The 12,194-nt window shown below is 66.3% G+C and carries 13 protein-coding genes; 5 read left to right on the top strand and 8 right to left on the bottom strand.

All coding sequences use genetic code 11. The features are described from left to right. Positions 1-7: 7 nt before the first annotated feature. From AQ611_RS00925 to AQ611_RS00915, 3 genes are read right to left on the bottom strand one after another with little or no spacing between them, the layout of a single operon-like run. A complete protein-coding gene (locus AQ611_RS00925) occupies positions 8-730 on the bottom strand; it encodes a DUF484 family protein (RefSeq protein WP_059517270.1) in 723 nt (240 codons plus the stop codon). Between the two features lie 33 nt (positions 731-763). Then, positions 764-1,633, bottom strand: coding sequence for a diaminopimelate epimerase (gene dapF / locus AQ611_RS00920; protein ID WP_059517272.1), 870 nt, complete (start codon positions 1,631-1,633; stop codon positions 764-766). A 35-nt stretch (positions 1,634-1,668) separates the two neighbouring features. After that, positions 1,669-2,553 carry a lipid A biosynthesis lauroyl acyltransferase gene (locus AQ611_RS00915; RefSeq protein WP_059517274.1) on the bottom strand — a complete coding sequence of 295 codons (885 nt, stop codon included), beginning with the start codon at positions 2,551-2,553 and terminating at the stop codon, positions 1,669-1,671. A gap of 258 nt (positions 2,554-2,811) precedes the next feature. Here AQ611_RS00915 and metK point away from each other — a divergent pair, with 258 nt between their 5' ends. Continuing rightward, the gene (gene metK, locus AQ611_RS00910) at positions 2,812-3,999 is read left to right on the top strand and encodes a methionine adenosyltransferase (protein WP_059517276.1); all 1,188 of its coding nucleotides are present in this window, start codon (positions 2,812-2,814) and stop codon (positions 3,997-3,999) included. A gap of 236 nt (positions 4,000-4,235) precedes the next feature. Here the strand turns inward: metK and AQ611_RS00905 are convergent, their stop codons facing one another. Next, on the bottom strand, positions 4,236-4,592 hold the full coding sequence (locus AQ611_RS00905; RefSeq protein WP_069233500.1) for a hypothetical protein: 357 nt from the start codon (positions 4,590-4,592) through the stop codon (positions 4,236-4,238). Positions 4,593-4,957: 365 nt separating this feature from the next. On the opposite strand from AQ611_RS00905, the gene AQ611_RS00900 reads away from it, so the two are divergent. Continuing rightward, complete coding sequence (locus AQ611_RS00900) at positions 4,958-5,728, top strand: phytanoyl-CoA dioxygenase family protein (protein ID WP_069233499.1); 771 nt, start codon at positions 4,958-4,960, stop codon at positions 5,726-5,728. Positions 5,729-5,774: 46 nt separating this feature from the next. Here the strand turns inward: AQ611_RS00900 and AQ611_RS00895 are convergent, their stop codons facing one another. Beyond that, positions 5,775-5,981, bottom strand: coding sequence for a DUF3185 family protein (locus AQ611_RS00895; protein WP_059517282.1), 207 nt, complete (start codon positions 5,979-5,981; stop codon positions 5,775-5,777). A 177-nt stretch (positions 5,982-6,158) separates the two neighbouring features. Here AQ611_RS00895 and mgrA point away from each other — a divergent pair, with 177 nt between their 5' ends. Next, positions 6,159-7,205, top strand: a complete 1,047-nt coding sequence (gene mgrA / locus AQ611_RS00890; RefSeq protein WP_059517284.1) for an L-glyceraldehyde 3-phosphate reductase — start codon at positions 6,159-6,161, stop codon at positions 7,203-7,205. 102 nt (positions 7,206-7,307) lie between these two features. On the opposite strand, the gene AQ611_RS00885 is transcribed toward mgrA, so the two are convergent. The 3 genes from AQ611_RS00885 to AQ611_RS00875 all read right to left on the bottom strand — a co-directional run bounded on the left by AQ611_RS00885 (position 7,308) and on the right by AQ611_RS00875 (position 10,376). Further along, complete coding sequence (locus AQ611_RS00885; protein WP_059517286.1) at positions 7,308-7,493, bottom strand: hypothetical protein; 186 nt, start codon at positions 7,491-7,493, stop codon at positions 7,308-7,310. Between the two features lie 364 nt (positions 7,494-7,857). After that, a complete protein-coding gene (locus AQ611_RS00880; protein ID WP_069233498.1) occupies positions 7,858-8,718 on the bottom strand; it encodes a DMT family transporter in 861 nt (286 codons plus the stop codon). Positions 8,719-9,089: 371 nt separating this feature from the next. Next, positions 9,090-10,376, bottom strand: a complete 1,287-nt coding sequence (locus tag AQ611_RS00875) for an MFS transporter (RefSeq protein WP_069235078.1) — start codon at positions 10,374-10,376, stop codon at positions 9,090-9,092. A 327-nt stretch (positions 10,377-10,703) separates the two neighbouring features. Here AQ611_RS00875 and AQ611_RS00870 point away from each other — a divergent pair, with 327 nt between their 5' ends. Together AQ611_RS00870 and AQ611_RS00865 are read left to right on the top strand one after the other, a co-directional pair. Continuing rightward, entirely contained in the window at positions 10,704-10,916 is a 213-nt protein-coding gene (locus tag AQ611_RS00870; RefSeq protein ID WP_059517290.1) for a hypothetical protein, read from the top strand. A gap of 45 nt (positions 10,917-10,961) precedes the next feature. Continuing rightward, positions 10,962-11,993 (top strand): serine/threonine protein kinase, encoded by a 1,032-nt coding sequence (locus AQ611_RS00865; protein WP_069235077.1) that lies wholly within the window; start codon positions 10,962-10,964, stop codon positions 11,991-11,993. Positions 11,994-12,194 lie beyond the last annotated feature (201 nt).

The following is a 12,194-nucleotide window of genomic DNA, read 5'->3' as shown; positions in this document are numbered from 1 at the left end:
GCGGCCGTCAATGCGGCAGCAGGCGCGTGAGCGCCGCGCTCGCGAGCGTGCCGATTTGCGTGAGGAAATCGGTGCCCATGCCGTCGTGAAAGCGGCGCGGGTCCGGCGAGCCGAGCACGAGCAGCCCGAACGCGCCCGCGTCTTCGGGATCGTCGGCCGAGGGCGCGCGCAGCGCGATCAGCGCGATCGATTCGGCCGTGCCGGCCGCTGCCGCATTGCCGCCGCCGTCGGCGGGCGCCGCGGCCGCCGCGACGGGCGTGAGCCACTGCGCGGCTTCGAAGCCGGTATTGGCGCCGCAATAGGGGGTTGCAAGGCTGTTGGTGAAAAGCCGCACCTCCTCGCCGACATTGCGCGCGAAATCCGCCTGCGCGTAGGTATCGGCGACATCCCAAAGTCTGAGCGCCGTTTGCGGCACGTCGAACACGTCGGCGAGGCCGGCCGCGATCGCGCGCGGCAGCGCATACGGGTCGCGTTCGGCGATCACGCGCGCGGTCCAGCGGTTGAACTTCGCGGCGAGCCCGTCGTTCTCGTGGCCATAGCGCACCAGCTCGGCCAGACGCCGCTCGAGATGCTTGTTCTTGTCGCGCAGCATTTCCATCTGCCGCTCCTGCAGCGACACCGCGGCCTTGCCGTGCGGATTCGCGAGCTTGATCGTCGCGAGCAGTTCCGCGTGCCGCGTGAAGAATTCGGGGTTGGCGAGCAGGTAGTCGGCGACTTCGCGATCGTTCATGGGCTTCTTGGGCAGAGGTTCAGCAGATAAAAGTCAGGCGGGCAGGTCGATCACGCCTTCGAACACGGTGGTCGCGGGGCCGGCCATCGCGAGCGGCGCGGCTTCGTCGCGCGCGCCGTCCCACGAGATCGTCAGCGTGCCGCCGTGCGTATGGACCACGACCGGCGAATCGAGCACGCCGCGCCGGATGCCCGCTGCGACCGCCGCGCATGCGCCCGTGCCGCAAGCGAGCGTCTCGCCCGCGCCGCGTTCATAGACGCGCAGCCGCACCTCGCTGCGCGACACGATCTGCATGAAACCTGCGTTCACGCGCTGCGCGAAGCGCGGATGACGCTCGATCGCCGGCCCTTCGATGTCCACCGGATACGCTTGCACGTCGTCGACGATCTGCACCGCGTGCGGATTGCCCATCGACACGACCGAGATCCAGCGGGTCGCGCCGTTCACGTCGAGCGGCCACAGCGTGTCGGCGCCGTCGCGGCGGCCTTCGAGGCCATGCGCGTCGAACGGCACGCGCGCGGGTTCGAACGCCGGCGTGCCCATGTCGACGACCACTTCGCCGTTGTCCAGCATGGTCAGCGTGATCACGCCGTGCTTGACCTCGACGCGCACGCTCGTCTGGCTGCTGAGCCCGCGATCGCGGACGAATTTCACGAAGCAGCGTGCGCCGTTGCCGCAATGCTCGACTTCACCGCCGTCGCAATTGAAGATCCGGTACTTGAAATCGGCACCGTCGACGCTCGGCCGTTCGACGAGCAGGAGCTGATCGGCGCCGATCCCGAAATGGCGGTCGGCGAGCGCGCGCACCTGCGCGCCCGTGAGCGGCGGCAGCGCGCGGGTGTAGCCGTCGAGCACGACGAAGTCGTTGCCCGCGCCGTGCATTTTGGTGAACGAGAGTTTCATGGACGCTATTGTATGCGGCGTATGCGGCGGCGCGCTCAATAGAAGCCCGGCTCGCCGGGCGGGCGCGTCTTGAAGCGCTTGTGCACCCAGTAATACTGCTCGGGCAGCCGCGGAATCTGCTCCTCGAGGAACGCGTTCATGCGGCGCGCGTCGAGCGTGTCGTCGCCCGTCGGATAGTGGTCCCACGGCTTGAACACCTTCAGCCGATAGCCTTTGTAGCCGGGCAGCACCTCGCCGATGAACGGCACCACCTGCGCGCGGCCGGTCTTTGCGAGGCGGCCGACGGCGGTCAGCGTGCACGCGGGCACGCCGAAGAACGGCACGAACGTCGAGTTGCGCAGCCCGTAATCCATGTCCGCGCCGAGCATCACGGGCTTGCGCTCGCGCAGCCAGCGCAGCACGATTCGCGCGCTGTCGGCGCGCCCCGCCATTTCCGCGTTGAAGCGCCCGCGCGCGGCTTTCGCGACCGCCTCGAGCGTCGGGTTCGAGAACGGCTGGTACAGCGAGCCGCAGCGGCGTTGCAGCGAACGATTGAGCCAGATCGAGCCCGCCTCGATGCCGACGAAGTGCAGGCCGAGAAACAGCGTCGGCGGCAGGTTCGGGTCGGTGAGGTCGATTTCGCTGTCGACTTCGATCAGTTTGTCGAGCTTTTTCTCGGAGCCGAACCACTGGACGCTGCGCTCGACGTAGCTGCGGATCGCATGCCGGAAGTGCTGGCTGGCCACGTCGTTGCGGTGCGCGTCGCTCCAGTCCGGAAAGCAGAGCTTCAGATTGGTGTGGACGACGCGCTTGCGCCGGCTCGGGATCTGGTAGAGCAGCCAGCCGAGGCCGTCGCCCAGCCGCGCGGTGAAGCCGTACGGCAGGATCGCGAGGAATTTGAGCAGCGCGACGGCGAGCTGGGTGCCCAGGCGGCTCAGCATGCGGCGCCTCCGGCGGTCGGCGGCAGCCACGCGGGAAGGCGGGACGGTGAAAGAAACGGCACGATCGGCGGCCTGTGAGAATTTGAGAAAGCCGCTATAATAAGGGCTTCGCCGAGTTAACTGACAACTTGCGGGGCGAAGCCGGCTGGCGCAGCGAGCGCCGACGGCGCAGGAAATCCGCTAAAGCGTCGCCGCTTCGGGCCTCTGGAAGCTGGCTACGTGAACTTTTAACCGTAACCACCATAGGAGCCAGAGACCGTGGCAAACGATTATCTCTTTACGTCTGAATCCGTCTCCGAAGGCCACCCGGACAAGGTTGCCGACCAAATCTCCGACGCGATCCTCGACGCGATCCTTACGCAAGACAAATATTCCCGTGTTGCCGCCGAAACGCTGTGCAACACCGGTCTCGTCGTGCTGGCGGGCGAAATCACGACGACGGCCAACATCGACTACATCCAGATCGCGCGCGACACGATCAAGCGCATCGGTTACGACAACACCGATTACGGCATCGACTACAAAGGCTGCGCGGTGCTCGTCGCATACGACAAGCAATCGCCGGACATCGCGCAGGGTGTCGACCGCGCGCACGACGACAATCTCGATCAAGGCGCGGGCGACCAGGGTCTGATGTTCGGCTATGCGTGCGACGAAACGCCTGAGCTGATGCCGCTGCCGATCTACCTGTCGCATCGCCTCGTCGAGCGCCAGGCGAACCTGCGCCGTGATGGCCGGCTGGCGTGGCTGCGCCCGGATGCGAAGTCGCAGGTGACGATTCGCTATGTCGGCGGCAAGCCGCACGCGATCGATACCGTGGTGCTGTCGACGCAGCATGCGCCCGACATCGAACTGCCCGCGCTGCGCGAGGCCGTGATCGAAGAAATCATCAAGCCGACGCTGCCCGCCGATCTGATCAAGGGCGACATCAAGTTCCTCGTGAATCCGACCGGCCGTTTCGTGATCGGCGGCCCGCAAGGCGATTGCGGGCTGACCGGCCGCAAGATCATCGTCGATACCTACGGCGGCGCGGCGCCGCATGGCGGCGGGGCGTTCTCGGGCAAGGACCCGTCGAAGGTCGACCGCTCGGCCGCGTATGCGGGCCGCTATGTCGCGAAGAATATCGTCGCGGCGGGCTTGGCGTCGCGCGCGCTGATCCAGGTGTCGTATGCGATCGGCGTGGCCGAGCCGACGTCGGTGATGGTCAACACGTTCGGCACCGGCCGCGTGTCCGATGAGACGATCACGAAACTCGTGCGTGAGCATTTCGACCTGCGCCCGAAGGGCATCATCAAGATGCTCGATCTGCTGCGCCCGATCTATGAGAAGACCGCCGCTTACGGTCACTTCGGCCGCGAGGAGCCGGAATTCTCGTGGGAAGCGACCGACAAGGCAATCGCGCTTGCCGAAGCGGCCGGCGTCGAGCCGGCGGTGCAAGTGGCCTGATCCGCAGGCTTGCCGCGTCGTTGCGGCACGAGCGATAGAATGCCGCCCGGTTGAACGCCGGGCGGCATTTTTTTTGATTATTTCAATGTGATCGGGCGCAGCAAAGACATGATCGGCTGCGCCGCGCGAGCCGGTTTCGGGGGGCGGAACGCAGGCGGGCAATCGAATCTTGCCCGCGCGGGCCATGCGCGCGGCGTATATCGTCCGCTATGCTGCGGCACGGTCCCGTTAGCGCGTCAGCGGGCGGCGAATGCGAACCAGCCGGTGCTCGTCGCCAGACGGCGCGGCCGGTTGATGCGGCGTGCCGTCGCGCTTGCGCGGCGCGCCGGCTGCGTGTTCGGGCGCAGCGACGAAGGCTTGGGCAGCAACGAACGCAGCGCGGTGCGGCGGGCCGCTGCCTGCGCGCGCATCATCGACAGCAATGCGTGCAGCCACGCGCGCAAACCGTCGAGCCGCGGCTGATGCCAGCGCGCGCGCTCGGCGAGCACGTTGGCCCGGGCGCTGTGGTGACGCAATGCACGCGTGATCCGGGGCGACGCGAACCGCGCGCCCTTGGTGGTGCGATGAAGACGGGAAGGCAATCGAAAAGGCATGACGGAAATAGTGACTTGCTTGGCGCGCCCGTGAGGGGCGCTCATTCAAAATGGCCGTTGACGGCACGGGATTGGGTCGGATCGTACCGAAAGCGCGGGTGCTCCGCTGCCTGTCAGAAGCGGCAGGTATGATCAGACTATAGACGGTTCATGACGCCCGAAAGTCATTGCATGTCGCGCCAAGCGAACGTTTCGGCGATGCGTCGTTCGTCGTTAGTGATATGAACGAGGCCGGCAGTTCCTTTGCGCTACGTCAAATTTTGTGCGGCGATCGAGGTTCGCTTTCAACGGATCGTCAGATTGCGCTGCACGCCGGTTGGGACCGTTTTACAATCAATGATTCATAACAAATATGTGAATGTCCCATGCCGTCATTGCACCCAGAGTCGATCCACACGCAAATCCAGACGCTGCGCGAACGCGGTTTCGTGGTGGCGCCGGCGCTCGTCGCGCCCGAGCGGTGCAAGCAACTGAGAGCGATTGCCGAGCGGCAGTTGGCCGATGCCGCTCAACCGCTCGAGTTCGAAGCCGATCTGCGCTATCCGGGCGCGCCCGAGTCGCGGCAGGCGCCTGGCGGCCATACGGTGCGGCGTCTGCTCGACGCCTACGCGCGCGACGCGGCGTTCGCCGAACATGCGGCGGCGCCGGAGATCAGCGCATGGATGCGCGCCTATTTCGGCGAGACGCCGGTGCTCTCGCGTGCGCATCACAATTGCGTGATGACTAAGCATCCGGCATACGGCAGCCTGACCGGCTGGCATCGCGATGCGCGCTACTGGTCGTTCGAGCGGGCGGATCTTGTGTCGGCGTGGCTCGCGCTCGGCCCGGAGACGGACGAGAACGGCGCGTTGTGGCTCGTGCCCGGCTCGCATCAAACGGCGCTCGGGCCGGAATGCTTCGACGACGCGAAATTCTTCCGCAGCGACGTGCCTGAGAACCGGCGGCTCATCGAGCAGGCGGTGTGCCCGCCTCTCGAGGCGGGCGACGTCGTGTTTTTCCATTGCAATACGCTGCATTCGGCGGGGCAGAACCGGACCGATCAGGTGAAATTCTCGCTCGTGTTCACCTATCGCGGCGACAGCAACCCGCCGGTGCCGGGCTCGCGCTCGGCGTCGAAGCCGGAAGTGCGTCTTTGAGCGTAAGGGCGGCCGAAGCGGCGCGGCCCGCGCTCGCCGGCGATGCCTAACGCTTGCCGCTGGGCGTCGACAGGCCGATCAGCCCGACGAGCGTTGCCACGATGCCGCCCGCAATCAGCATGATCGTCTTCGTTGACGGCGAGCCGGTGAAAAAGCGCGCGACGCCGTCGTTGATCGAATGGAACGACTGGCCGCCGAAATACAGCAGGACCACGCCGCCCGCGATGAGCGCAACAAAAATCGCTCGAACCATGAAAATCCTCGTTGAAACGGATAGTGAAGACGCCGCAGTGTAGGGGAGTGTCGCGCCGGCGTCCATTCGCGCGCAGTTTTCTGCATGACCGGCGATCGTTGATTAACATGGCGGCTTCGGCGTTTTCATATCGCTGGACGGTGTCCGGCTTTGTTCAATGTCTTGACAGGAATTGTGATGGGCTACGAAGCAGCTTCCGATCGTTATGCGGACATGCAGTATCGCGTCAGCGGCAAATCCGGGCTCAAATTGCCGGCGCTGTCGCTTGGGCTGTGGCACAACTTCGGCGATACGACGCCGATCTCGACCCAGCGTGACATTCTGCGTACCGCGTTCGATCTCGGCATCACGCACTTCGATCTCGCGAACAATTACGGGCCGCCCTACGGCAGTGCCGAAGCGAATTTTGGCCGCTTGTTGCGCGAGGATTTCAAGCCGTACCGCGACGAACTGCTGATCTCGACGAAGGCGGGCTGGGACATGTGGCCGGGCCCATACGGCAGTGGCGGCGGCTCGCGCAAGTATGTGCTGGCGAGCCTGGATCAGAGCCTCAAGCGAATGGGGCTCGATTATGTCGACATCTTCTATTCGCACCGCTTCGACGCACACACGCCGCTCGAGGAAACCGCGGGCGCGCTCGCGTCGGCCGTTCAGCAAGGCAAGGCGCTGTATATCGGGATTTCGTCGTATTCGGCGGCGAAGACGCGTGAAATGGCGAAGCTGCTCGCCGAATACAAAGTGCCGCTGCTCATTCACCAGCCGGCCTACAACATGCTGAACCGCTGGGTGGAAGAGCAGAAACTGCTCGACGCGCTCGACGACACCGGCTCGGGTTGCATCGTGTTCACGCCGCTCGCCCAGGGGCTGCTGACGTCGAAGTATCTGAGCGGCGTGCCGGCCGACGCGCGCGTCAACAAGCCGGGCGGCGGCTCGTTGCAGGAAAGCCACCTGAGCGCGCAGAACCTCGAGCGCGTGCGCAAGCTCAACGAGATCGCGCAGCGGCGCGGCCAGAGCCTCGCGCAAATGGCGCTTGCCTGGACGCTGCGCGATGCGCGCGTCACGTCGGCGCTGATCGGTGCCAGCCGCGCGGAGCAGGTGCGTGAAAACGTCGCCGCGCTCAAGCAACTCGCTTTCAGCAACGAGGAACTCGTGGAGATCGACCGCTACGCGACGGAAGGCGGGGTCAATTTGTGGGAAAAGCCATCCACCGATCAGGCGATCTGACCGGCGGTGATCGATAGCGGGCCTGACGAGCGGCGTGCCGCGCGCCGCATTGGTTTCGACGCACCGGCTTCGAAACCAGCGCGGGCGGCGAAAGCGGTGCGGCTAGATCAGCGCGGGCAGCCCTTCGACCAGCAATACGGCAACCACGACCCCGAGCATCGCGCCGAGCACGCGTAGCACGTTATGGCGGAACTCGGTCGCGCAGGGCACCGCGCCCAGAAACAACGCGCCGGCCAGCGCCATCGGAATCAGCAGAATGAAGTCGCCGATCGTGAAATAAGTGTCCATACCCGTCTCCCGTTTTATCTGACCGGCCTGCGTGCGATCGCGGCCGGTTGTTTCGAGTATAGGAAACGGCTCGCGGTTTTTCGTTGTTCCGGTGGGGGGAGCGAGCGGAAAATCGCCGATTGTTGGGTTTACCGCAAACAAACCGACGAAAAGCTTTCGTTCGGTCTTTCCCGATGCTCTCCAGTTTGTGGTGGGTCAATGCGTCGACGCGCCGAACGAGGCAGTCGCTCGGCAGGCCGCGCCCGTCGGGGTTCGTTCAATCTCCATCATGATTGTTCCCGTCATTTCTCGACTGAGTGGTGCGATGCAATAAGCAAGGCGTCCGCTCGTGCCGCGCGGCGGACGCCTTGCGATCATGCTGCCGTCATCCGTGAGCGGGGCGGCGCAACGCCAGCGCAAGCCCCGCGACGATCGCGATCATGCCGATGATCTCGAGCGGCGCGAGCCGGTTGCCGAGCCATACCGCGTCCATCAGCGCGGTCACGACCGGGACTAGGTAGAAGAGACTCGTCACATTGACGAGATCGCCGCGCTGCATCAACCGATAGAACAACAATTGCGCAGCCACCGAAATGACAATGCCGAGCCACGCGAGCGGTAGCACGAGCGACCAGCTCGCTTCGAACCGGATCGGCTCGAATGGCGCGATCAGCAGGCACAAGCCCAGCCCGAGCGCGTTTTGCAGCGGCAGCACGTCGATCGGCGCGGCGCGCACGCGCTTTTGCAGCAGGGTGCCGGCGGTGATCGCGAAAAGCGCGCCGAGCGCGCAGGCGATGCCCGATAGCGTCGCGCCGCCCGAGAGGCTGCGATAGACGACCAGGCTCAGGCCCGCGAGCGCAAGCGCGAGTCCCGCGAGCCGAGCGCCGGACGCGCTGCGCTCGAGTATGGCGAGCGTGAGGATCGGCTGCACGCCGAGGATCGTCGCGAGGATGCCGGGCGCGAGCCCGCGCTCGAGCGCGAGCAGATACAGGATCGAATAACCGCCCGTGAGCAGCAGCCCGGTGGCGACTGTCGCGCGGCGTGCGCCGGACGGCGGCAGCCAACGCCGTCGCGCGAGCGACAACGCAAGCAAGACGAGCGACGCAAGCGCGAAGCGTGCGCTCAGGAAAGCGACTGCGGACGCGTGTCGCAGGCCGAGTTCGGCGAAGATCGCGCCGCTGCTCCATAGCAGGACGAACAGCGATGTCGCCCCGTGCGCGGTGAGCGCGGGTCTGATTGAAACCATTTGGAATCCACCTGTCGATCGGATCGATACGCTCCGTCCGCGAGCGCTTGCGCGCCGCCTGCGCGGCATATCGGCGCGCGGCGCGATGCGGTTCGCGGTGAACGGAGAGCGAAAAGAGGGGCGCGGCGTTCAGCCGGGCAGCGCCACCGAAGGCGGCGCGCCGACGGGCGGGGGAGCGGCGGGTGGACGATGCGCGCACGCGAGCCGTGCAGTCGACGGCTGGAAAATGGCGCGGGCGGGCAACGACGGATTCATCGCGATGAGTGCGAATGAGGTGAATGAACTGGCGTCAAAGGTAACGCAGGTGCGCGCCGCTTGGCAATCGCTTGGCATGCGCATCGACGAGAATTCCGGCGATCCGGTTACGTCCGTCACGCCGCGCCGATGCGCTCACGCGCACGCAGCCACGCCGCGGCCACGATGCCGAGCGCGAGCAGCGCGCCCACCAGCGCCGCGATACCTGGCCAGCCGAGCGCGCTCCAGCAGCGTCCGCCAAACGAGCCGACGACGCTCGATCCGACATAGTAGGCAAGCAAATAAAGCGCCGCCGCTTGCCCCTTGCCTTGTTGCGCGAGCCGCCCGACCCATCCGCTCGCGACCGCATGTCCGGCGAAGAAGCCGAACGTCACGCAGGCGATGCCGGTTGCGATTGCGGCGACCGGATGCAACAGCGTCAGCGCGACGCCGGCCAGCATGATGACCAGGCTCGCGATCAGCACGCGGCCGCGCCCGAACATATCGGCGACGCGCCCCGACAGCGGCGACGCGACGACGCCGACCAGATACACGACGAAGATCGCGCTGATCGTCGCCTGCCCCATCGCATAGGGCGGCGCGAGCAGCCGATAGCCGATGTAGTTGTAGAGCGTGACGAAGCTGCCCATCAGCACGAAGGCCATCAGGAACAGCACGGGCAACTCGCGCCGCTTGCCGAGATGATGCGCGAGCGAAGCGCGATGATGCGCGAGATTGAGGCCGCGGCGCGGCGTGAAATGCCGCGACGGCGGCAGCAACGCGCGAAACGCGAGCATCGACGCGAGGCCGAGCACGCCGATCGTGCCGGCGGCGATGCGCCAGGTGGACAGATCGGTGACGATGCCGGTGATCACCCGTCCCGCCATGCCGCCGATCGCGGTGCCGCCGACGTAGAGTCCCATCGCGAGTCCGAGCCCTTCAGGATGCACTTCCTCCGCGAGATACGCCATCGCCACGGCCGGCACGCCGCCGAGCGCGAGCCCGGTCAGCGCGCGCAGCGCCAGCAGCTGAGGCCAATGCGGCGCGAACGCGGCGCCGAGTGTGAAGAGCGACGATGCGGTGAGCGACGCCGTCATCAGCGCGCGGCGGCTGAGCCCTTCGGACACGAAGCCCGCGACGAAGATGGCGAGCGCGAGCGCCGCGGTCGAGAACGACAACGCGAGGCTGCTCTGCGCGGGGCTCACGCCGAACGTTGTCGAGAATTCGGGCAGAAGCGGCTGCACGTAATAGAGCAGCGAGAACGTCGCGAAGCCGGCAAACAGCAGCGCGATGCTTGCGCGCCAATAGTTGCGCGAGCCGCGCTCGAGATAGGCGGGGCCGGAAGCGGCGGGCGCGGCGCCGGCCGTTCCGGTTGGCTTGGCGCGGGGCGCGGGCTGCGGCGGGCCGCCGGACGATGCACTCACGCGGTTGTTCTCCGTGCGGGACAAACCACCACGATACGCCGGTTGCGCGTGTTATGGCGCTGCGGTGGAGGACGCCGTCGCATTTCGCGCGGCTGGCGCGTCATTCGCGTGACGGCAACGATCGTCGGGGTATGATGCTGCGAAGCGCCATCGCGAAAGCACGGCGGCGCATCCCGGGAATGGGCGGCGCATTTGCCGCCGGTTCCGCTGTCGGCGGTTCTCCGGACGGTGAACCGCGGGATGCGCGCCGCTGTGGCAAAAGGGCGGCGCGATCGGGATATTTCCGGCCGGGCGGTAGGCGGCCGGCTTTCACAGCGGGGAAACATCATGCATGTCGGTTCGATTGTCTGTACCACCCATATCGCGGTGCCAAAGGGCGCGCGCGGGATCGTCCAGCGCATTCTCGGCAACATGGCGATGGTGACCTGGTATGCGGGCGTGCCGGGTGAATCGAAGGAGCTCAATACCGAGCCGTTTTTTCTCGAGGATCTGATCGATACCGGCGAATCGGTGCTGCCGGCAGGCGCGGCGCTGCACTGAACCGGACGCTCGTCTTTCGGCTTCGCGCGCGGCACAATGCGCAGCATGAACGACGTTACCTCTGAATCCATGACAGCCGGCGCGAGCGCCGGCTTGCCTTTTGCCGGCCTCACGCCCGAGCGCGTGCTGGATGCGCTCGACAGCGTGCTGATTCCCGCCGGTTCGCGCACCGACGGGCGTCTGCTCGCACTCAACAGTTATGAAAACCGCGTCTATCAGGCGGGTATCGAAGACGGCCCGCCGATCGTCGCGAAGTTCTATCGCCCGCATCGCTGGTCGAGCGATGCGATTCTCGAAGAGCACGCGTTCGTCGCCGAGCTGGCTGCGCGGGAGATTCCCGCGGTGCCCGCGCTCGAATTCGACGGGCGCACACTGCACGAATTCGACGGTTTTCGTTTCGCGCTGTTCGAGCGGCGCGGCGGGCGGCCGCCCGAGCTAGATCAGCGCGATACGCTCGAATGGCTCGGCCGCTTCATCGGCCGCATTCATGCGGTGGGCGCGATGCAGCCATACGCCGAGCGGCCCGCGCTCGATATCCAAACCTTCGGCTATGAGCCGCGCGATTTCCTGCTGTCCCGCGATTTCGTGCCCGGCGACGTTCGTCCTGCTTATGAAGCGGCGGTGACGCTCGCACTCGAGGGCGTGGCCGACGCATACGCGCGCGCGGGCGACGTGCGGATGCTGCGCGCACATGGCGACTGCCATCCAAGCAACGTGCTGTGGACCGATGCCGGCCCGCATTTCGTCGATTTCGACGATAGCCGGATGGCGCCCGCGATACAGGATTTGTGGCTGCTGCTGCCGGGCGACCGGCCGGGCGCGTCGCGCGCGCTTGCCGATCTGCTCGCCGGCTACGAAGACTTCTGCGAATTCGATCCGCGCGAGTTGCATCTGATCGAAGCGCTGCGCACGCTGCGCCTGATTCACTACGCGGCATGGCTCGCGCGCCGCTGGGACGATCCGGCGTTTCCAGCCGCGTTTCCGTGGTTCAACACGCATCGCTATTGGGAAGAGCGGGTGCTCGAACTGAGGGAGCAGATTGGCGCGATGCAGGAAGGGCCGCTGTGGCCGGTATGAGGGATGGCGTTGCGTCGTGCGGCGGCGCCAGCGTGCGCGGCGCGCGAGGGTGTCGCGGTGGCACTCGCCGCCTGGGGACGGCGAGCGCGCATCGCTGTCGCGGCTGAGGCTGAGCGCGGCGCCCGGGCACGCGAGCGTGGCCGCGTGCGGTTAGGCGGTGGGCGCGAATCGCGTCTGCACGCCGAGACGACGCGGCCGCGA

Origin of the sequence: Burkholderia singularis (assembly GCF_001718875.1) — a bacterium.
Lineage (GTDB): Bacteria > Pseudomonadota > Gammaproteobacteria > Burkholderiales > Burkholderiaceae > Burkholderia > Burkholderia singularis.
The sequence above is the reverse complement of the archived record's forward strand: the minus strand, read 5'-3'. Positions and strand labels throughout refer to the sequence as shown.